Origin of the sequence: Nocardia sp. NPDC049190 (assembly GCF_040648115.1) — a bacterium.
Taxonomy (GTDB): Bacteria; Actinomycetota; Actinomycetes; order Mycobacteriales; family Mycobacteriaceae; genus Nocardia.
Window position 1 is genome coordinate 1 of record NZ_JBEZDE010000020.1, and the last position, 21463, is coordinate 21463.

Annotated in this window: 15 protein-coding genes; 3 read left to right on the forward strand and 12 right to left on the reverse strand. The window is 67.3% G+C overall.

The genetic code is table 11. The features are described 5' to 3' along the window. Positions 1-189 precede the first annotated feature (189 nt). From AB0B25_RS18380 to AB0B25_RS18410, 7 genes are all read right to left on the reverse strand, one after another. On the reverse strand, positions 190-1827 hold the full coding sequence (locus AB0B25_RS18380; protein ID WP_357180598.1) for a cation acetate symporter: 1638 nt from the start codon (positions 1825-1827) through the stop codon (positions 190-192). Further along, positions 1824-2180, reverse strand: coding sequence for a DUF485 domain-containing protein (locus AB0B25_RS18385; protein WP_357180600.1), 357 nt, complete (start codon positions 2178-2180; stop codon positions 1824-1826). The genes AB0B25_RS18380 and AB0B25_RS18385 overlap by 4 nt, the downstream gene beginning before the upstream one ends. A gap of 184 nt (positions 2181-2364) precedes the next feature. Then, the gene (locus AB0B25_RS18390) at positions 2365-4119 is read right to left on the reverse strand and encodes a cation acetate symporter (RefSeq protein ID WP_357180603.1); all 1755 of its coding nucleotides are present in this window, start codon (positions 4117-4119) and stop codon (positions 2365-2367) included. Between the two features lie 201 nt (positions 4120-4320). Beyond that, complete coding sequence (locus tag AB0B25_RS18395; RefSeq protein WP_357180606.1) at positions 4321-4686, reverse strand: hypothetical protein; 366 nt, start codon at positions 4684-4686, stop codon at positions 4321-4323. Beyond that, a complete protein-coding gene (locus AB0B25_RS18400) occupies positions 4683-5480 on the reverse strand; it encodes a LytTR family DNA-binding domain-containing protein (protein WP_357180609.1) in 798 nt (265 codons plus the stop codon). Before AB0B25_RS18400 ends, AB0B25_RS18395 begins: the two co-directional genes overlap by 4 nt. Positions 5481-5636: 156 nt before the next feature. After that, positions 5637-6833, reverse strand: a complete 1197-nt coding sequence (locus AB0B25_RS18405; protein WP_357180612.1) for a histidine kinase — start codon at positions 6831-6833, stop codon at positions 5637-5639. 136 nt (positions 6834-6969) lie between these two features. Next, on the reverse strand, positions 6970-7422 hold the full coding sequence (locus tag AB0B25_RS18410) for a hypothetical protein (protein WP_357180615.1): 453 nt from the start codon (positions 7420-7422) through the stop codon (positions 6970-6972). A 319-nt stretch (positions 7423-7741) separates the two neighbouring features. On the opposite strand from AB0B25_RS18410, the gene dnaE reads away from it, so the two are divergent. After that, a complete protein-coding gene (gene dnaE, locus AB0B25_RS18415; protein WP_357180616.1) occupies positions 7742-11290 on the forward strand; it encodes a DNA polymerase III subunit alpha in 3549 nt (1182 codons plus the stop codon). 170 nt (positions 11291-11460) lie between these two features. On the opposite strand, the gene AB0B25_RS18420 is transcribed toward dnaE, so the two are convergent. Further along, entirely contained in the window at positions 11461-12078 is a 618-nt protein-coding gene (locus AB0B25_RS18420) for a class I SAM-dependent methyltransferase (RefSeq protein WP_357180618.1), read from the reverse strand. A gap of 503 nt (positions 12079-12581) precedes the next feature. On the opposite strand from AB0B25_RS18420, the gene treZ reads away from it, so the two are divergent. Next, positions 12582-14321 carry a malto-oligosyltrehalose trehalohydrolase gene (gene treZ, locus AB0B25_RS18425; protein ID WP_357180620.1) on the forward strand — a complete coding sequence of 580 codons (1740 nt, stop codon included), beginning with the start codon at positions 12582-12584 and terminating at the stop codon, positions 14319-14321. A 293-nt stretch (positions 14322-14614) separates the two neighbouring features. On the opposite strand, the gene ilvA is transcribed toward treZ, so the two are convergent. Together ilvA and AB0B25_RS18435 are read right to left on the reverse strand one after the other, a co-directional pair. Then, positions 14615-15973 (reverse strand): threonine ammonia-lyase IlvA, encoded by a 1359-nt coding sequence (ilvA, locus tag AB0B25_RS18430; protein WP_357180623.1) that lies wholly within the window; start codon positions 15971-15973, stop codon positions 14615-14617. A 59-nt stretch (positions 15974-16032) separates the two neighbouring features. After that, entirely contained in the window at positions 16033-16467 is a 435-nt protein-coding gene (locus AB0B25_RS18435; protein ID WP_357180626.1) for a nitroreductase family deazaflavin-dependent oxidoreductase, read from the reverse strand. A gap of 88 nt (positions 16468-16555) precedes the next feature. On the opposite strand from AB0B25_RS18435, the gene AB0B25_RS18440 reads away from it, so the two are divergent. Then, entirely contained in the window at positions 16556-16792 is a 237-nt protein-coding gene (locus AB0B25_RS18440; protein WP_357180628.1) for a hypothetical protein, read from the forward strand. A 90-nt stretch (positions 16793-16882) separates the two neighbouring features. Here AB0B25_RS18440 and treY read toward each other — a convergent pair whose 3' ends face one another. Both treY and glgX read right to left on the reverse strand, forming a co-directional pair. Continuing rightward, complete coding sequence (treY, locus tag AB0B25_RS18445; protein WP_357180631.1) at positions 16883-19315, reverse strand: malto-oligosyltrehalose synthase; 2433 nt, start codon at positions 19313-19315, stop codon at positions 16883-16885. An 11-nt stretch (positions 19316-19326) separates the two neighbouring features. Further along, positions 19327-21447 (reverse strand): glycogen debranching protein GlgX, encoded by a 2121-nt coding sequence (gene glgX / locus AB0B25_RS18450; RefSeq protein ID WP_357180634.1) that lies wholly within the window; start codon positions 21445-21447, stop codon positions 19327-19329. Positions 21448-21463: the final 16 nt, after the last annotated feature.

The window sequence follows — 21463 nt, forward strand, 5'->3', positions numbered from 1 at the left end:
CTCGGCCCAGAACGCTTCTCGGTCCTGGGCCGCGCGCTGGTAGAGGGAGGCATCGGCATTCGCCGCGGCAGCGAACTCCGCACTCGGCGGGAAGGCGGTGGGGGCGCTGTCGCGGTCATCGGTAGTAGCGCGGGTCACGCGAATTCTCCTGACGAAAAGCTGAGGGAAACAACGGATACCGGGTAGCGATCAGTGCGCCACTGCCTTCTCGGCGCCCACGCCGGTGAGCGAGCGGACCTCCATCTCGGCGGCCTTGCCCGAGTCGTCGGACCGGCCGCCGACCAGGGTTCCGATCACGCCGAGCACGAAAGCCAGTGGGATGGAGACGATTCCCGGATTGGACAGCGGGAACCAGTCGAAATCCGATCCAGGCAGCATCGAGGTCTTGGTGCCGGAGACCGCGGGGGAGAACACGATCAGCACGATGGTCGAGATCAGGCCGCCGTACATGCTCCACAGCGCTCCGGTGGTGTTGAACCGCCGCCAGAACAGCGAGAACAGAATGGTCGGCAGGTTCGCCGCCGCGGCCACCGCGAATGCCAGCGCCACCAGGAAGGCCACGTTCTGCCCGTTGGCGAGAATGCCGAGGGCGATGGCCAGCACGCCGATCACGACCGCCGTGATCCGCGAGACTCGGACCTGTTCTTTTTCACCGGCTTTGCCGCGTTTGATCACGCTGGCGTAGATGTCGTGCGCGAACGACGCCGACGCGGTGATGGTCAGGCCCGCGACCACCGCGAGGATGGTGGCGAAGGCGACCGCGGAGATCACGCCGAGCAGCACCACTCCGCCGAGTTCGAACGCCAGCAGTGGCGCCGCGGCATTCTGCCCACCCGCGGCGGCCAGAATCCGGTCCGGGCCGACGATCGCGGCTGCTCCGTAGCCGAGCACCAGGGTGAACAGGTAGAACGCGCCGATCAGGCCGATCGCCCACACCACCGAGCGCCGTGCTTCCTTGGCGGTGGGCACCGTGTAGAACCGCATCAGCACGTGCGGCAGTCCCGCGGTGCCCAGCACCAGCGCCAGGCCGAGCGAGACGAAGTTCAGCTTCGACATCTCACTACCGCCGTATTGCGCTCCAGGCGCGAGCACGTCGCGTGCCGCGACCGCTTTGTTCGTCGAGCCGGACACCGCGTCCTGGGCGGAGCCGAGGATCCCGGAGAAGTCGAAGCCGAACTTCGCGAACACCATCATGGTCATCAGCGCGGCGCCCACGATCAGCAGCACCGCCTTGATGATCTGCACCCATGTGGTGCCCTTCATGCCACCGACCAGCACGTACACGATCATCAGCACGCCGACCACGGCGATCACAATGGACTGGCCGGTCTTGTCGGAGATGTCCAGCAACAGGGCGACCAGGCCGCCCGCGCCCGCCATCTGCGCGAGCAGATAGAACAGTGACACCGTCAGCGTGGACAGCGCGGCCGCGGTGCGCACCGGACCTTCTTTCAGCCGGAAGCTCAGCACGTCCGCCATGGTGAATTTGCCGGTATTCCTGAGCATCTCGGCGACGAGGAGCAAGGCGACCAGCCACGCGACGAGGAACCCGATGGAGTAGAGGAATCCGTCGTAACCGTAGACGGCGATGGCGCCCGCGATGCCGAGGAAGCTCGCGGCCGAGAGGTAGTCGCCCGCGATGGCGATGCCGTTCTGCGGGCCGGAGAAGCCGCGTCCGCCGGTGAAGTAGTCGGCGGCGGTGGCGTTTTTCCGGCTTGCCCGGATCACCACGACCATGGTGATCGCGACGAAGACGGCGAAGATGGCGATATTGGCTACCGGGTTGCCCACGGTCGATGCTGCGGCGTAGTAGCTCACGGTGTTCACGCCCGGTCTCCCTCGAGGTAGGCACGGATGGTCACCGCGCGCGGATCCAGTTCCCGATTGGCGAACCGGACATAGAGCGCGGTGATGGCGAAGGTGGACACGAATTGACCCAGCCCGAGCAACAAACCGACGTTGACATCCCCGATCACCGGACGGGACATGAAGTCGTGCGCGTAGGCGCCGAGCAGCACAAAACCGAGATACCAGAGCAGGAACAGCGCGGTCATCGGAAACACGAAGCGGCGAAGGCGGGTTCGCAATTCCTGGAACTGTGGACTGCGCTGCACTTCGGCGAAGTCCGCCGCGCTCGGCACCTGCCGCGGGACGGTGCCGTCGAGATCGGTAGTGGTCATGATGGTCCTAGCGTGTGACATGGCTTACGTCGTCTGGACGGTAGCCAGGTGCGCGCGAAGACAACATGATGTGGTCTGAATCACTCCGCGAAGGTGGTCGAATATGCGGTGAGCGGTCGGTGCGGCGCGACGAACGGTTCCGGCGTCGCGCGGTGCCGGATCGGCGTGCCGCGTCTGCGATCGGTCAGTCCGAGCGCAGGCCGCGCTCACGGTCGGCACCCATTCCCAGCCGTTCCGGCGCATGCATCCGGACGAAGATATGGCCGATCCGCCTGCTGTCGAGCCCACTGGTGAATGCGCTGACCAGCATCATGGTGGCGAAGGCCAACGGTACGCTGATCGCGGCCGGGTATGCCAGCATCGCCGCTGGCCAGCCACCGGCAACCTGGTCGGAAAGCCCACCGGTGACCGAGACGGCCGTCGCCGAGCCCGCGGTGAGACCACCCACGACCAGACCGGCGGACGCGCCGGTCGCGGTCAGCCCACGCCACCAGATACCGAGTACGAGCAACGGGCACAGGGTGGAGGCGGCGACCGCGAACGCCAGACCCACGGTGCGCGACAGGTCCAGCGACACCACAGTCAGCGACAGCGCGAGCGGCACAACGCCCGCGACCAGCGCCGCCGTACGGAAATCGCGAATCCGCCCGCGCAGCATGTCGGTACTGAGCACGCCGGCGATGCTCACCAGCAGACCCGACGAGGTGGACAGGAACGCCGCGATCGCGCCTGCCGCCACCAGGGCCGCGAGAAGCTGCCCCGGCAGCCCGCCGACCACCGAGCCCGGCAACAGCACCACCGCGGCGTCCGAGGTACCGGTGATCAGCAACTGTGGCACGTACACCCGCGCGAAGACGCCGAGCAATACCGGAAACAGATAGAACAGTCCGACCAGCCCGATCACCGCGAGCGCCGTCGCGCGGGCGGCCCTTCCGTCGGGGTTCGTGTAGAAGCGCACCAGCACATGCGGCAGCCCCATGGTGCCGAGGAAGGTCGCGAGGATCAGCGAGTACACCTGATAGGTCGGGTGCGCTCCGCCGAGCCCGCCGCCCGGCGCCAGCCAGTTCACGCCGTCGGCGGGAGCGCCCGCGACGACCGGCACCTCGGCGCCTGCCTCCAGCACCAGTCGCGTGCCCGCGGCCAGCTCGTGCGTGCCCGCGCTCAGCAGCGCCGTTCCGTCGACCGCGCGGTCGTCGAGGGTACCGCTGATCGAAACCCGGTGTGGCGCATCGACCTGGACCACCACGTCGGTGGTCACATCGACCGTGGTGCGCTCGGCCACCACCGGAGGAGCGGGTGTGCCGAGCGCGCGCTCGTCGGCGAGGAAATGTCCGAGCAGCACCAGCGCCGGAATTGCCACGGCGGTCAGTTTCAACCAGTACTGGAATGCCTGGACCAGCGTGATCGAACGCATCCCGCCGCCGGCCACGTTGGCGAGCACGATTGCGCCGACCGCCACCGCGCCCACCCAGTTCGGGACGCCGAGCAGAATGTGCAACGTCAACCCGGCGCCCTGGAACTGTGGGATCAGATATACCGCGCAGACCAGCACCACCACGGTCGCGGCCAGCCTGCGCAGGCGCAGTGAGCCCGAACGGAATTCGGCGAAGTCGGGCACGGTGTACGCGCCGGAGCGGCGCAGCGGCGCCGCGACGAACATCAGCAGCGCGAGATACCCGGCGGTGAAACCTATCGGGTACCACAGCGCGTCGGCGCCGTATTTCGCGATCAACCCGGCGACGCCGAGAAACGAAGCGGCCGAGAGATATTCGCCGGAGATGGCAGCGGCGTTCCAGCGCGGCCCCACACTGCGTGAGGCGACCAGAAAGTCGGAGGTGGTGCGCGCGAGGCGCACCCCGTACGCGCCGATGGCGACGGTAGCCAGCGCCGCGAGAACCAGCGCGACCACCGTCAACGCGGGGACGGATCCGGCGATCATGCCGAACCTCCTCGGAACGCGGCGCGCGCCGAAAAGAGAGGGTGGTTGCGCAGCGCTGCCGTGGTGTCGTGACCGACGCGGTTCCCAGTGGATCGCACCGAACCGGACGCGTCGTATCGGTGAACGCTCAGGGTGACCCGGCGGCGGTGTCGCGCGCTTCGGGTCGGCGACAGGGCGTGCGGAGTGTAGGTGAGGAGCATGTCAATCCTCGGCCAGCTCGAGGAAGTCCTGTTCGTTGCGCTCGGCCTGGCGCACATATGACCGGCCGACCAGTAACAGCAGCGGGTACACCGCGCCGCCGAGCAGCACCCAAGGCAAGCGCACTCCCAGCACCGCCACTGTTCCGATCGATCCGATCTGGAACAGCACCGGCAGCACACCCAACACGGTGACCGTCACCAGACCGAGTCGCAGTGCGAGCCCGAGCTGCGCGCGGATCAGGCCGCCGATGAGCGCCGCACCGATCTCGGTCTGCTCGGCCACCTCCACCCGGGTGCGCACCCGCCGTGCCCCGCGCCGCTGCGACAGCACAACGCGCTGCCGCGGCGAACGTTGGGGCCCGGTCACGGGGTGCTCCACCGCGGTGGGTGGCCGCGCACCAGTCGCTGCTTCAACTCACGCACCTGCCTACGGCTGACCGGCAGTTCGACCGCGGCGGCGTCGCCTTCGGCGCGCAGGCACACCATGGTCGCGGAGCCCACGGTGCGCAGCCCGGTCACCAGCCGCAGTGCGACCAGATATGACCGGTGCACCCGGAGGAAACCCGCGTCCTGCCATCGGGATTCCAACGCCGACAACGGAATCCGCACCAAGTGGGATCCGCCGCTGGTGTGCAGGCGCGCGTAGTCGCCGTCCGCCTCCACCCAGCTCACGCTGGCGCGCGGCACCAGCGTGGTCACCCCGCCCAGCTCCACCGGGATGACCTCGCTCGGGTCGGTCCGCGACTGGTCGGCGGCGTGCCGCGGCGTGCTGCGTGCCGCGGCGATCCGTCGGGTCGCCGCGGCGAGCCGCGCCTCGCGCAGCGGTTTGAGCAGATAATCCACAGCGCCGAGATCGAACGCCGCGATCGCGCGATCGTCGTGTGCGGTCACGAACACCACCGCGGGTGGATTCGCGAATTCCGACAGGATCCCGGCCAACTCCATCCCGTCCAGCCCCGGCATGTTGATGTCCAGGAACACCGCGTCGACCGGGTGCGCTCGCAGTACCCGCAGCGCGCTGGTCGCGTCGGCGGCCGCGTGGATCTCCCCGATTTCCGACCGCGTGCGCAGCAGATACACCAGCTCGTCCAGAGCGGGTTTCTCGTCATCCACGGCGAGCACGCGCAGCGTGCCCGTCGGCTTGCTGGTCGTGCGGGTCACAATCGCTTCATCGTAGGCGCAGGTCGCCGCGGCGCCACTCGGGCATCGAAACCACGGCATCCGGCGCCGTTGTCCGGGGACGTCCGAGGTCGCGGCGAACACGCATCCGGGTGCGCGCGGGCTGGTCGACGACCATCGTCCGGGAGGGCGGCGGGCTCATGCCCGGATGCCCGCGCGGAACTTGGGGACGCGCAGGCTGACCTTCGTGCCGGCGCCGGGCGCGGTTTCGACCACCAGACCGTAGCTGTTGCCGAACGCCGCGCGCAGTCGGTCGTCGACATTGGCCAGCCCAATGTGCGCCGACTCGCCCGAGCCCGCCGGGCCCGTTCCGGTGTCGACGGCGTCGAGAGCGCCGGAGCGCAGCAGTTCCGGATCCATGCCGACGCCGTCGTCTTCGACGCTGATCACGCAGTCGGTGCCCGCGTCGGCGGCGACGATACTGACCGTGCCGCCGTGCGTCGTACGGGCCAGCCCGTGCCGTACCGCGTTCTCCACCAGCGGCTGCAACGCGAGGAAGGGCAGCACGACGCCGAGCACCTCCGGAGCGATCCGCAGGCGCACCTCGAGCGCGTCACCGAAGCGGGCGCGCTCGAGCGCCAGGTATCGCTCGATATTGCGGAGCTCGTCGGCCAGCACGGTGAATTCGCCCGCGGCGCGGAAGGAGTATCTGGTGAAGTCGGCGAATTCGAGGATGAGTTCGCGGGCGCGCGTCGGATCGGTGCGGACGAACGACGCGATCGTGTTCAGCGCGTTGTAGATGAAATGTGGGCTGATCTGGGCGCGCAGCGCGCGCACCTCGGCTCGATCGAGCCGGGCCCGGGAGGCGTCCAGTTCGGCCAATTCGAGTTGGCCGCAGGCGTACCGCGCCACCTCGGCGACCGCGCCGAGCCAGCCAGGACCCGGCTTTCCGGTGGTTACCACGCCGAGCACCCCGGCCACCCCGGTGGACTCGATCAGTAGCGGCTGCGCGATCAGCGTGCGCCCTCCGTGCTCGCCGCGACAGGGTCCGGTGACGAGCACCGGCCGCTCGTTGGCGACGGCGCGTCCGGCGGCCTCGGTGAAGTATTCGGCCAGTTCGGCGTGGGGACCTTCCCAGGCGAGCAGAGCGCCGTCGGCGTCGAGCAGCGTGAGCGCTTCCGCGCCGGTGAGCGCACGCAGGTGCGGTGCGGCTTCTTGCGCCGACTGTTCGGTGAGCCCCCGCCGCAGTGGTATCGCCGCCAGCGACGCGGTGTGCAGAGCCGAATGCACCGCTCGCTCGGCGGGCGTGGTCACCACCCGGCGGGTACGCCGCCAGATCAGTAACGCGCCAGCGATCAGCGACGCGGTGACCACGACGGCGAACGCGGTGGTCATCGCGGGCACTGCGGAAGAGAATCCATGGGCCGATTATCGTCGCCGAGGATCCGAGTCCGGCGCGGCCCGGTGTTCGCCGTGCGGACGGCGGCCCGCACCGGGTCCGCACTGCGGCGCGGGCCCGGTGCGGAATCGGTTAACCCTGGTAGCGCGCCACGGTGAACTCGATCGCGCCCGGTTCGGGGAGATGTGCGGCGCCGACGCTGACCGTCGCGGTGAAACGGCCGAAGCCGGGTGCGAAGAGTGCGGAGTGGCCGCTGTTGCCCCAATATCCGGGACCCTGTGCGGTCACCGGGAAGGCACCCGTCTCGCCGGTATCGACGTTGCGCCAGGTGAGTGTGATCGGCAAGGTGCACGCCCCGACGCCGACCAGCGTCGAGCTGACCGTGAACGCCGCGAGATTCGGATAGGCGTTGGGGTTGACCGAGGACTCGACCGCCCCCACGCAGGGACCTTGGCCGAGGGCGTAGATGGTGGGGAATCGACCGTCCGTCGTCGCGGCCGCGGCGGGCGCGGCCGTCACGAGTAGGGCCGTGATCGCGACCGCGGGCAGTGCGGGAACGGTGAACAGTGCTTTAGCCGAATTCATCGACACCTCCACAAGTTTGGGAACTTCCGTGTCTGTTCTGCGGTGCATCCGTCCCCGCGGCGTCCGACACCGTCGTGAGAAGGGAAGTCGAGACTATCGTCGTCACCCGGTCGCAGTCTGTTACGACAGCTCTACTCGTGTCGCGACACTCGCGGAAATCGGCCACTCTGATGGCGAGTCGCCAGGACGCGCTGGTGATCTTCGCCACCGACACGCCGCGCGCCATCGACGCCCCAGCGAGCCGTGCCGAACCAGTCGGTACCGACCCCTAGAATCGGTCCAGCCAACCCCCGTCGAGACCTTGGGAGGAAGGACCGTCTTGGCCGCCTCGTCCGGATCGTTCGTTCACCTGCACAACCACACCGAGTACTCCATGCTCGACGGTGCGGCCAAGATCTCTCCGCTGTTCAGCGAGGCGAAACGGCTGGGTATGAACGCGGTCGGGATGACCGACCACGGCAACATGTACGGGGCGTCGGAGTTCTACAACTCCGCCAAGAAACACGATGTCAAGCCGATCATCGGCATCGAGGCATACATCGCGCCCGGCTCCCGGTTCAACACCAAGCGGGTGCAGTGGGGTGACCCCAGCCAGAAGGGCGACGACGTCTCGGGTTCGGGCGCCTACACACACATGACGATGGTCGCCGAGACCGCGACCGGTCTGCGCAACCTGTTCAAGCTGTCCTCCCTGGCCTCCATCGAAGGCCAGCTCGGCAAGTGGGCGCGCATGGACGAGGAGATCATCGCCCAGTACGCGGAAGGCATCATCGCGACGACGGGCTGCCCTTCCGGCGAGGTGCAGACCCGCCTTCGACTCGGCCACGAGCGCGAGGCGCTGGAGGCCGCGGCCAAGTGGCAGGAGATCTTCGGCAAGGACAACTTCTTCCTCGAAGTGATGGACCACGGGCTGTCCATCGAGCGGCGAGTCCGCGAGGGACTGCTGAACGTCGGCAAGCAGCTGGGCATTCCGCCGCTGGCGACGAACGACTGCCACTACGTCACCAAAGATCAGTCCAGCAACCATGAGGCGCTGCTGTGTGTGCAGACCGGAAAGTCGCTCTCGGACCCGACTCGGTTCAAGTTCGACGGTGACGGCTACTTCCTGAAGTCCGCCGCGGAGATGCGCGCGCTCTGGGACGCCGAGGTGCCCGGCGCCTGCGACAACACGGTGCTGATCGGCGAGCGGGTCCAGTCCTACGACGACGTGTGGGCGTTCAAGGACCGCATGCCGGTGTTCCCCGTGCCCGCGGGCGAGGACCAGGATTCCTGGCTGCGCAAAGAGGTCGACCGCGGTCTGGCGCATCGGTTCCCCGGCGGCGTGCCGCAGGAGTACTACACCCGCGCCTACTTCGAACTCGACGTCATCAAGCAAAAGGGCTTCCCGGCCTACTTCCTCGTCGTCGGCGATCTCGTCTCGCACGCGAAGGAGGTCGGCATCCGGGTCGGCCCCGGCCGTGGTTCGGCGGCGGGCTCACTGGTGGCCTACGCGCTGGGCATCACGAATATCGACCCGCTGCCGCACGGGCTGCTGTTCGAGCGGTTCCTGAACCCGGAGCGTCCCTCCGCGCCCGATATCGATATCGACTTCGACGATCGCCGCCGCGGTGAGATGGTTCGCTACGCCACGGAGAAGTGGGGCACCGACCGGGTCGCCCAGGTCATCACCTTCGGCACCATCAAGACCAAAGCGGCGATCAAGGACTCGGCGCGCGTCCAGTTCGGCCAACCCGGCTTCGCCATCGCCGACCAGATCTCCAAGGCGCTCCCGCCGCCGATCATGGCCAAGGACATCCCGCTGTCGGGCATCATGGACCCCGATCACGAGCGGTACAAGGAGGCCGCCGAGGTCCGCGAACTCATCGGCAACAATCCCGATGTCGCGAAGATCTACGAGACCGCTCGCGGACTCGAGGGCCTGATCCGCAACGCGGGTGTGCACGCGTGCGCGGTGATCATGTCGTCCGAGCCGCTGATGGACGCCATCCCGGTCTGGCGGCGGCCGCAGGACGGCGCGATCATCACCGGCTGGGACTATCCGTCCTGCGAGGCCATCGGCTTGCTGAAGATGGACTTCCTCGGCCTGCGCAACCTCACCGTGATCGGTGACGCGTTGGACAACATCAAGGCCAACCGCGGCATCGACCTGGACATGGACAATCTGCCGCTGGACGATCCGGCCACCTACGAATTGCTCTCGCGCGGTGACACGCTCGGCGTATTCCAGCTCGATGGCGGCCCCATGCGTGACCTGCTGCGCCGCATGCAACCCACCGGCTTCAACGACATCGTCGCGGTGCTCGCGCTGTACCGCCCCGGTCCGATGGGCATGAACGCGCACAACGACTACGCCGATCGCAAGAACAATCGCCAGCCGATCAAGCCGATCCATCCGGAACTGGAGGAGCCGCTCGCGGACATCCTCGCCGAGACCTACGGCCTGATCGTCTACCAAGAGCAGATCATGTTCATCGCGCAGAAAGTCGCCTCGTACTCCATGGGCAAGGCCGACGCGCTGCGCAAGGCCATGGGTAAGAAGAAGCTCGAGGTGCTGGAGGCCGAGTACAAGGGCTTCCACGAGGGCATGACGGCGAACGGGTTCTCCGAGGGCGCGGTGAAGGCGCTGTGGGACACCATCCTTCCGTTCGCCGGATACGCGTTCAACAAATCGCATGCGGCGGGCTACGGTCTGGTGTCGTTCTGGACCGCCTACCTCAAGGCCAACTACCCGGCCGAGTACATGGCCGGCCTGCTCACTTCCGTCGGGGACGACAAGGACAAGGCCGCGGTCTACCTCTCGGACTGCCGACGTCTCGGCATCACCGTGCTTCCGCCGGATGTCAACGAGTCCGAGCAGAACTTCGCTTCGGTCGGCAAGGACATCCGCTTCGGCCTCGGCGCGGTGCGCAATGTCGGTGCGAACGTCGTCGCCTCGATCATCCAGGCACGCAAGGAGAAATCGAAGTTCACCGACTTCTCCGACTACTTGAACAAGATCGACGCGATCGCGGCGAGCAAGAAGGTCACCGAATCTCTCATCAAAGCAGGTGGTTTCGACTCCCTCGGGCACCCGCGCAAGGGCCTGCTGCTGATCCACTCCGACGCCATCGATGCCGTGATGGCCACCAAGAAGGCCGAGGCGATCGGTCAATTCGACCTGTTCGGCGGCGTCGACGCGGACGAGTCGGTGAACTCGGTCTTCAATGTGAAGGTGCCCGACGAGGAGTGGGAGTCCAAGCACCGACTCGCGCTGGAGCGGGAGATGCTCGGTCTGTACGTGTCCGGACACCCGCTCAACGGCGTCGAACACGTGCTCGCGGCGCAGGCGGATACGCAGATCCCCGCCATTCTCGAAGGTGACATCAAAGACGGCACGCAGGTGACCATCGGCGGCATCCTCGCGTCGGTGAACCGCCGTATCAACAAGAACGGCTTGGCCTGGGCCTCCGCCCAACTGGAGGATCTGACCGGTGGCATCGAGGTGCTGTTCTTCCCGCAGGCGTATTCGGTGTACGGCATGGACGTGGTCGAGGACGCGGTGGTGCTGGTGAAGGCCCGCGTCTCGGTGCGCGACGATCGGATCTCGTTGATCGCCAACGATCTGGCCGTGCCCGACCTCTCCGCCATCGGGGTGGCCAAGCCGCTCGCGGTCAGCATTCCGACCCGCATGTGCACGCCGGACAAGGTCGGCGCGCTCCGCCGGGTGCTGACCAGCCACCCCGGCACCTCGGACGTGCACCTGCGGCTCGTCGGCGCGGGTGACAAGACCACACTGCTGAAACTCGACGACAAACTGCGGGTTTCGCCGTCGTCGGCACTGATGGGTGACCTGAAGGCATTGCTCGGGCCGGGCTGTCTCACCGTCTGAAGCCGTCGCGTCCGCGCAGACCGCCTCGGGTCGCGCACCTGGAAGGGGTGTGCGGTCCGAGTTCTCCGTCGCGAGGGGGTGGCCCGGCAACCGGTCCCGACCACAACGACGATTACTCCGGTACGGTGTGCTTCCGGTGCAGGCACGGCCTTCGGCCACGTGCTGATCGGCTAGGGTGAGACTGCGACACCGATCGTCTGGGCGCCGAAGATCCGGGGGGCATCCTCGCCGTAGAACGACTCGGCAGTCCGGATCTCGAAACCGGCGGTGGTCAACAGGCCGCGGATATCGCGGTTGAGATGGCAGCCGCCGCACAGCGTCTTCTGCACCGGGTTCAGCCGGTTCTGCCACCTCCGTACCCGGTGATCGGGCGCGCGCCCGTGTTCGACGAAGTGCAGCGTGCCTCCGGGCACGAGCACCCGCCGCACCTCCGCCAAGGCTGTCGCGATATCGGGGATAGTGCACATGGTCCAGGTCGACAGTGCGGAATCGAACGAGCTGTCGCCGAGGGGGAGCGACCGGCCGTCTGTGCCCGCCCGCTCGATCGGCACGGACGCCGCGGCAATCCGGTCGTGCGCCAGCTTCCAACCGAGATCGGCAGGCTCGACCGCACTGACCGAACCGACGGCCGTCGGGTAGAACGGCACGTTCAGCCCCGATCCGAACCCGATTTCTACGACGCGTCCGTACAGTCCGGCGCATACGCGCGCACGCAGCGGATCGTTGGCTCGCGTCCCGCAGGCGATGTTCACGATCCTCGGGACAACCTGCTCGGCATAGATACCCACGCCCCCACTCTGTCAGGACTCAACCCAGCTACGCCAGAGCTGTTCTCCGCGGGTAGCCTTCCGTACTTCGCTGATCAGCGGCAGCCGCGAATGCGCAGACTCCTGCGGGCCGTGGTGGTGCGCGAGGCCCGACAATGACAACGGCGGGTCATGTCAGTACGCCACTGGATTGCTATGTCGTTGGGGCACTTGGGTCGCTGAGATCGTCATGCCGTTGGGGCCGCTATTTCGCTGGGATCGCCGCGCTCGCTGGGAAATGGCTCGTGTTTCGCGGTGGTGTGTTGCCGCGCCGCTGAGGCATTGGTTATGGGCTGCCGTGCCGTTGTCTCGTCGCAGTCGCCATGCATCGCGGTCGCGGGCCGTGCTGTCACGTCGCGATGCTGTCGGCCACGTCGTCGTCGCGCACCGGATCGATGACGGGCCGCGGCGCCGGTTTGCCGACGTTGCGCGTAGCCGAGTGTCCGAGGCGCGCGGACCGATCGGGCTCGTGCGATGCTGGCGCGGTGACTGTGTTCGAGGTGTGGGCGCCACGACCGGAGCTGGTGCGGTTGGACCTGGACGGAGTGACCCATCCGATGACGCGGTCGCCGAACGGGTGGTGGCGCGCCGATCTGCCCGCCTCGAACGGCGCCAGATATGGCTTCCTGCTCGACGACGATCCGACTGTGCTGCCCGATCCGCGCTCGGCGCGTCAACCCGACGGGGTGCACGCCCGCTCGGCGCTGCACACTCTCGATCCGGCCGGGTGGACCGATGCGGGCTGGACCGGCCGGACCCTGGCCGGTGCGGTCTACTACGAGTTACACCTCGGCGGCTTCACCGCGGAAGGCACGTTCGACGCCGCGATCGAGCGGCTCGACCATCTGGTCGCGCTCGGCGTGACAGTGGTCGAGCTGATGCCCGTGAACGCCTTCGACGGTACCCACAACTGGGGTTACGACGGTGTGCTCTGGTACGCGGTGCAGGAAAGCTATGGTGGGCCCGACGGATTGCAGCGATTCGTCGACGCCTGCCATGCTCGTGGGCTGGCGGTCTGCCTCGACGTCGTCTACAACCATCTCGGTCCCTCCGGAAACTACCTCCCGCGTTTCGCGCCTTATCTCACGGCCGGCCGCAACACCTGGGGGCAGAGCGTCAACCTGGACGGTCCGCAGTCCGACGAGGTGCGCAGGCATATCATCGACAACGCGCTGCGCTGGTTGCGTGAGTTCCACATCGACGCGCTGCGACTGGACGCCGTGCACGCCTTGGTCGATCGCACTGCCACTCATCTGCTCGCCGAACTCGCCGTCGAAACCGATCGCCTAGCCGCCCACGTGCGCAGACCGCTGACGCTGATCGCGGAGAGCGACCTCAACGATCCCACGCTGATCACCCCGCGCGCGGCAGGCGGCTACGGGCTGGCCGGGCAGTGGAACGACGATCTGCACCATGCGGTACATACCGCCGTCTCCGGCGAACGTCAGGGCTACTACGCCGATTTCGGCTCGCTGCGCTGCCTGGCCGATACGCTCACCCACGGGTTCTTCCATGCCGGAACGTTTTCCAGTTTCCGTGGCCGTATACATGGCCGCCCGATCGACCCGAGCCTGATTCCGGGCAGTGCGCTGTTGGCGTTCACCTGCGACCACGATCAGATCGGTAACCGCGCGATCGGCGATCGGCCGAGCGCCTACCTGACCGGGGGTCAGCTGGCCATCAAGGCCGCGCTGGTGCTGTGTGCGCCGTTCACGCCGATGCTGTTCATGGGGGAGGAGTGGGGCGCGCGCACTCCGTTCCTGTTCTTCACCTCGCACACCGATCCGGTGGTTGCGGCCGCCACCGCCACGGGGCGCAAGGAGGAATTCGCCGAACACGGCTGGGACACCGACGAGGTTCCCGATCCGCAGGATCCGTGGACCTTTCTGCGTTCCAAGCTGAACTGGGGTGAACTGGACGAACCTGTCCACGCGCGGCTGTTGTCCTGCTATCGAAGACTCTTGGCGCTTCGCCGTGAGCATGCGTCGCTCAGTGATCCCTGGCTGACCCATGTTTCGGTGGACTACGACGAAGCGGCGCGGTGGATCGTTGTGCACCGCGGCACGTTGGCCCTGGTGTGTAATCTCGCCGAGGATCACGCCGCCGTGCCGATTGCCGGCATCCCGCTGCTGTCCTGGGAGCCGCCGACGGTAGGCCGTTCCGCGACGACCGTTCCCGGTCACTCGTTCACACTGCTGGAGACAGCGCTGCCCGCCGATCGGTGAAGTCCGCGGAAGGCGAAGACGCGGGGCGTTTCTGTGGTCGCCGGGCAATAGAACGGCAACTGTCCGAGACAGAAGGTTGCTGCGTGTGAACTGCGCGTTTACCGTGCCAAGATGAGCAATGCGGCTCCCGGAACCTGGCGATACTGCCCCCGGGTATCGGTGGCAGCGCCGCCGCCGAATTCGCGCCGTTCTCCACGCGGACGGATCCTCGATAACTACCGCCTCGACGAGTCATGACCCTGGGCACGACGCAGTCGCGCGAATCGGTTTACGTGGCGGTCGTTTCAGCTCGTTCAGGTCAGATAGCGGTAGGCCGGCGAGCCCGGCTCCAGCTGTTCGCACTGGATCGGCGATTCGCGCATCCGTTCCAGCAGCGGGCCGAGTCCTTCCGGCACGCCGAGTTCGATACCGACCAGCGCCGCGCCGGTCTCACGGTTGTTGCGCTTGACGTACTCGAACATCGTGACGTCGTCGTCGGGACCGAGCACCTCGTTGAGAAAGCGACGCAGCGCGCCGGGTTCCTGCGGGAAGTCGACCAGGAAATAGTGCTTGAGGCCGCGGTGCACCAGCGAGCGCTCGATGATCTCGCCGTACCGGGAGACGTCGTTGTTGCCGCCGGACACCAAACACACCACCGTGGCGCCAGGCTCCACGGAGATCTCGGCGAGTCCGGTCACCGCGAGCGCGCCCGCGGGCTCGGCGATGATGCCTTCGTTCTGGTACAGATCGAGCATCGTCGTACAGATCGCGCCCTCATCGACGTGCATCATGCGGAATGAGCCGGCGCCACTCGGGGATTCGGTGGTCGTGGTCAGTAAGGGCAGTGAGCCGTGCGAGACCACCTGCCCGCCGAAACCGGACACCGCGGCGAACGGCACCGCGCCGATTCGGCGCACCGCCGCGCCGTCCACGAACGGATCGATCTCCGGCAGCGTTACCGGACCCCCCGCCACCAACGCGGCAGTCATCGAGGCCGCGCCCGCGGGCTCCACGCCGAGGATGGCGGTGCGCGGGGATCGCTCGCGCAGGTAGGTGCCGACACCGGCCAGGCAGCCGCCACCGCCCACCGGGATGATCACCAGGTCTGGCGAGGCGCCGAGCTGCTCCAGGATCTCCGGCGCGATGGTGCCCTGACCGGCGGCGGTGCGCGCGTCGTCGAACGGCGCCACCATGGTCGCGCCGGTGCGGGCCACCTCGTCTGCGGCAGCCGCCGCCGCGGCGTCGTAGGTCTCGCCGACGGCGATGAGCTCGACGAACTCACCGCCGTGCGCCCGGATACGGTCACGTTTCTGCTTCGGCGTGGTGGTCGGCACGTAGATCCGGCCCCTGATCCCCATCGCCTGGCACGCGAACGCGACACCCTGCGCGTGGTTGCCCGCGCTGGCCGCGACCACGCCCGCGGCGCGTTCGTCGGCGGTCAGCTGCATCACCAGGTTGTAGGCGCCGCGCAGTTTGTAGGAGCGGACCGCGGTGAGATCCTCGCGCTTGAGGTAGACGTTCGCCCCGGTCAGCTCGGAGAGCCGCTCGCTGCGCTGCAGCGGGGTCGGGTCGATGATGTCGGAGATTCGCTTGGCGGCAGCATCGATCTCGTCCGCGTTGAGCGCGGGACGAGGACCGGACAGGTCGTCGAGGACATCAAGCGGATTGGACACCCGAAATATGCTGCCACCTGCCGCAGTGGCGTGCTGCGGCGGGTGGCGGTGACACGGCGTTACCGGGGGCTGAGGACGAATACCGGAATCTGTCGATCGGTTTTGGTCTGATAGTTCGCGTAGTCCGGCCACACCTCGACAGCGCGATCCCACCACACCGCCTTCTCGTCGCCGAAGACTTCGCGCGCGGTGTAGTCCTTGTTCACCGCGCCGTCGCGCAGTTCGACGTGCGGTTCCGCCTTCACGTTGTAGTACCAGACCGGGTGCTTGGGCGCGCCGCCCAGCGAGGCGACCACGGCGTACTCCCCGTCGTGTTCCACCCGCATCAGCGGGGTCTTGCGCAGTTTGCCGGTCTTCGCACCCTTGGTGGTGAGCAGGATGACGGGTTTGCCCTGCAACGTCGTGCCCTCGTCGCCGCCGGAGTTCTCGTACTTCTCGGCCTGGTCGCGGGCCCAGTCGGAGGTACTCGGTTCGTATTCACCTTTGAGTGGCATGTCAGCGGTAACACGGCAGGAATCGCCTGTGTTCCCGGCGACAGAAAGTTCGCTGGACCGAACTCAGATCTCCGACTAGCCTGAAGAGATGGCAGTGGTTCACCCTACGGCGCGCGCCGCGACGATCGAGATCGCCGGCAGCGCGTGGCCGGTGTACAAGCTCGAGGCGCTGGTGGCCGGGCTGATGACCTGCCTGGTTCTGCTGCTCATCACCGCATCGCCGCAAATCGCGGTGCTCGCTGCGGCCGCGGTCGGCGCGGCGCGTGGCGTCGTCGGGTTGGTCGGCGCGCGTCGGAGTGCCCGTCGGTTCGACGCGACGTTCTAGCGCTCGGGCGGTCCGCTTCGCCGCCTCCGTCAGCCGGTCGCCGCCGTCGCCACGGTCGTTCGAGAAGATCGGAGTGATGACTGCGGACCTCTAGCGAACCAGCAGCGCGACCGGTAGTCGACCGAACAGCTTCTCCAGCCGTGCTCGCCCCTGGAATGTGTGTCCGGTCAGTCGGTCGGTCCAGTTGCCGGTGGGCAGATCCAGAAAGGTATCGCCCCAGCCGCTCTCGGCCAGGCCCAGACTGTGCCGGGTGGCTGCGACGATCACCTCCGGTGCTTCGCCCGCCCGGCCACGTGCATAGGTCACCACTCGTCCTGCATGCTCGCCGGCGGCGAACAGCGGCTGGTAGGTGCCGCCGACGAAACAGTCCGGACGCTCGCGGCGCAGCCACAGCGCGTAGGCGACGATCCACATCTTCGCCGCACCGGTGGTGTCCAGCGTCGGTGTGCCGGTCAGCGATTGGAGCATGCCCGCGCGGGCGGCGAAGTCCACCGGCCGGCGGTTGTCCGGGTCGACGAGGGAGTCCTCCCACAGTTCGCAGCCCTGGTAGATATCCGGGATGCCCGGGCCGCACAGCTGCAACAGCTTCTGTGACAACGCGTCCGACCAGGCGTGCGGGGCCAGTTCGTGGACCAGGTCGCCGAGTTCGGAGCCGACCGGGCCGTCGATCACCGCGTCCAGCCACCCGTGCACCGCGGTCTCGAACTCGGCGTCCGATTCCTCCCAGGAGGTCTTGGTGTTCGCCTCGCGGATCGCCTTCTCGGCGAACACGTGCAGACGCTCGCGCAGTCCGGGCACCGATGCGGCCGGCCGGCCGTCGGCGGGCCACACGCCGAACATGTTCTGCAGCAAGAACAGTGCGGTCGCCCCGTCCGGGGCCGGCGTGGTCGCCAACCAGGACTCGACGCTGCGCGCCCAGGTCTCCGCGGCCTGGGAGAGCACGCCGATCCTGGCCCGTACGTCCTCGCCGCGCTTGGTGTCATGCGTCGAGAGCGTCGTCATGGTCGCCGGCCAGCGCCGGGCGCGTTCGCTGTTGGATACGTGGAACTCGTTGAGCGAGCGGCCGAACCTGGCCGGGTTACCGCCGACCTCCTGCAGCGAGACCAGCCGAACGGCCTGATAGAACATGGTGTCCTCGACTGCCTTGGCGGTGACCGCGCCACACACCTGGCTGAACCGGACCGCGGCGGCGCCGTCGGTGGCCAAGGCTGCGACCAGCACCGCGAGTGGTGCGGTGAGTTCGTTGTTGCGCTTCTCCACCTCGGCGACCACCGCGCCGATCATCCCGGCCAACGGCGCGTAGTCGGCCCGGTACACCGGCATGAAAGCCAGCACTTCGATGGTGGCGTTGGTCAGTGCCAAGGTGTCGAAGCTCTCGGCGTTCGCATCCTGCTTGATCGCCGTCACCAGTCGCCGGACCTCCGGTGCCAGGATGCTTTCGGCGACCGCCCGCTTGATCCGGTGCTCTGTCTCGCCGATCCACGCGCGGTCGCTGCCATGTGCGGCGAATCGGTGCGACAGTTCGGTGAGCGCCTGTTCGCCCTCCGGATCGATCAGCACACCCCCGACGTCGGCCAGCGCCTCGTAGCCGGTGGTGCCGTCGACCGGCAGCGTCGCGTCGAGCGGCTCACGGTTGGCCAGGATCTTTTCCACCAGAAGCAGCCGGTGCGGGCCGATCAGACGGCGCAGCCGGGTGAGATATTCGGCCGGGTAGGCGAGCCCGTCCGGATGGTCGACTCGCACGCCGTCGATCAGGTCGTGCTCGCACCAGGCGGCGAGTTCGCGGTGGGTGATCTCGAAGAGTTCGGGGTCTTCCTGGCGGATCGCGGCCAGGCTGCTGACCGCGAAGAACCGGCGGTAGCTGCACAGCCCGGCCTTCCAACTCACCAGACGGTAATGCTGTTTGTCGTGAATGCGCAGCGCATTGTCACCGTCGGTGCCCGGGGCGATCGGGAAGCGCAGATCATGCAGTGCCAACATGGGTTCGGCGCCCGAGCGGTCGACAGTCAGCGCGGCCGGGTCGTTCTCGCTCTGCAACACCGGCAGCGCCAGCCTGCCGCCGGTGCCGTTGCCCGGGCTCCAGTCGATGTCGAAGTAGTGCGCGAACCTGGATTCCTGGCCGTTCCGCAGCACATCCCACCACCAGGGGTTCTGCCGCGGGTCGGCGACGCCGACGTGGTTGGGGACCAGGTCGACGATCAGCCCCATACCGCGGCTGCGCACCTCGTCGGCGAGTGCCTTGAGCCCGGTCGGGCCGCCGAGCGCCGCCGACACAGTGGTCGGGTCGGTGACGTCGTAGCCGTGTGTGGAACCGCGTGCCGCGGTCAGCACCGGCGACAGGTAGAGATGTGAAATACCCAGCTGCTGTAGGTATTCCGCGATGGCGGCGGCCGCGGCGAAGGTCAGCACGTCGGGCCGCAGTTGTAGTCGGTAGCTGCTGCGGATCGTCGTCTCGCGTGTCGCTGCGCGGCGCCGGGAGACAGAGTCGGTCGGGTGCGTTTCGGTGGAAGCGGTCGCGGTCATCGGCATTTCGGTCATGCGGCGTGGCGGAGGACGAGGAGACAGCGGGATTCGACGGTGACGGTGGCGGCGGCCGGATAGTGGGCAATCGACTGCCCGGTCGGCGTCGAGCAATCCAGTGCCACCGACCATTCGGCGCCGTACGCGGCTCCCGGCAGCGTGAAGTCGATGGCCGCGTCGTGGGCGTTGAAGCAGAGTAGGAACGAATCGTCGGTGATCCGTTCGCCGCGCGGACCGGGTTCGGGGATGCCCTCGCCGTTGAGGTAGACCGCCAGCGACTTGCCGAACCCGCTGTCCCAATCCGCCGCGGTCATCTCCGCGCCGGAGGGGGTGAGCCAGGCGATATCGCGGGTGTGATCGGACGAGCGCGTCGGTCCGCCCGCGAGGAAACGGCGGCGCCGGAAGACCGGGTGCTCGCTGCGTAACGCGATCGCGGCGCGGGTGAACGCCAGCAAGTCGGCGTTCGTGTCCCGCAGCGACCAGTCCATCCAGGCCAGCGGCGAGTCCTGACAGTAGACATTGTTGTTGCCGTGCTGGGTGCGGCCCATCTCGTCGCCGTGCGCCAGCATCGGCACGCCCTGGCTGAGTACCAGCGTGGCCATCAGGTTGCGGCTCTGTCGGGCGCGCAGCGCGAGAATCTCCTCGTCATCGGTGGGACCTTCGACGCCGAAGTTCCAGGACCGGTTCCAGCTCTCGCCATCGCGGTTGTCTTCGCCATTGTCCTCGTTGTGCTTCTCGTTGTAGGACACCAAGTCTCGCAGAGTGAACCCGTCGTGCGCGGTGACGAAGTTGATGCTCGCGCTCGGCCGCCGCCCGGTGGCCTCGTACAGATCCGAGGAGCCGGTGAGCCGAGAAGCGAACTCGCCCAACGTCGCTGGTTCGCCACGCCAGTAGTCGCGCACGGTGTCGCGGTATTTGCCGTTCCACTCCGTCCATAGTCCGGGGAAGTTGCCGACCTGGTAGCCGCCTTCGCCGACGTCCCAGGGTTCTGCGATGAGCTTCACCTGACTCACCACCGGATCCTGTTGCACCAGATCGAAGAACGTGGACAACCGATCCACATCGTGCAGTTCGCGTGCCAGCGTAGCGGCCAGGTCGAAGCGGAACCCGTCGACGTGCATGTCCAGGATCCAGTAACGCAGTGAGTCCATGATCAGCTGCAGGGTATGTGGATGGCGTACGTTGAGGCTGTTTCCGGTGCCCGTGTAATCCATATAGCGCGAAGGGTCGTCGTCGACCAAGCGGTAGTAGGCGGCGTTGTCGATGCCGCGGAACCCGATGGTCGGCCCCCGGTGGTCGCCCTCGGCGGTGTGGTTGTAGACCACGTCGAGGATCACCTCGATGCCCTCGGCGTGCAGCGCTCGCACCATCGCTTTGAACTCGGTGACGGCCGAGCCGGCGCGGTCCAGCGTCGCGTACTCGTTGTGTGGCGCGAAATATCCGAAGCTGTTGTAGCCCCAGTAGTTTCGCAACCCTTGATCCAGCAGGACCCGGTCGTGTAGGAACTGGTGTACCGGCATCAGCTCGATCGCGGTGACGCCCAAGTTTTTCAGATGATCTATGACCGCCGGGTGGGAGATGCCCGAGTAGGTACCGCGCGATTCCTCGGGTACTTCGGGATGGGTCATCGTCATGCCCTTGACGTGTGCCTCGTAGATCACCGTCTCGTGGTAGGGCCGATTCGGAGCGCGGTCGGTGCTCCAGTCGAAGTAGGGGTTGATCACCACGCTCGTCATTGTGTGGCCGAGCGAGTCGAGCCCGTGGGTGAACAGCGAGGGGTGATCGTCGAACTCGCCGTCGAACGCCTTGCCGTAGGGATCGAGTAGGAATTTGCTGGGGTCGCAGCGCAATCCGTGTTCGGGGTCGTAGTGCCCGTACACCCGGAAGCCGTAGCGCTGGCCGGGGCCGACCGTGGGGAGGTACGCGTGCCAGACGTAACCGTCGACCTCCTCGAGCCCGATTCGCGTCTCGGTGCCGTCCTTGGCGACCAGGCACAGTTCCACCGCGTCGGCGACCTCCGAGAACAGGGAGAAATTGGTACCTACGCCGTCATAGGTCGCACCCAGAGGATAGGCGGTGCCGGGCCAGACACCCAGTGACGTCGCGTCGCTGGACACTTCGTGGGGCTGAGCCATGGCAACGACACTAGTG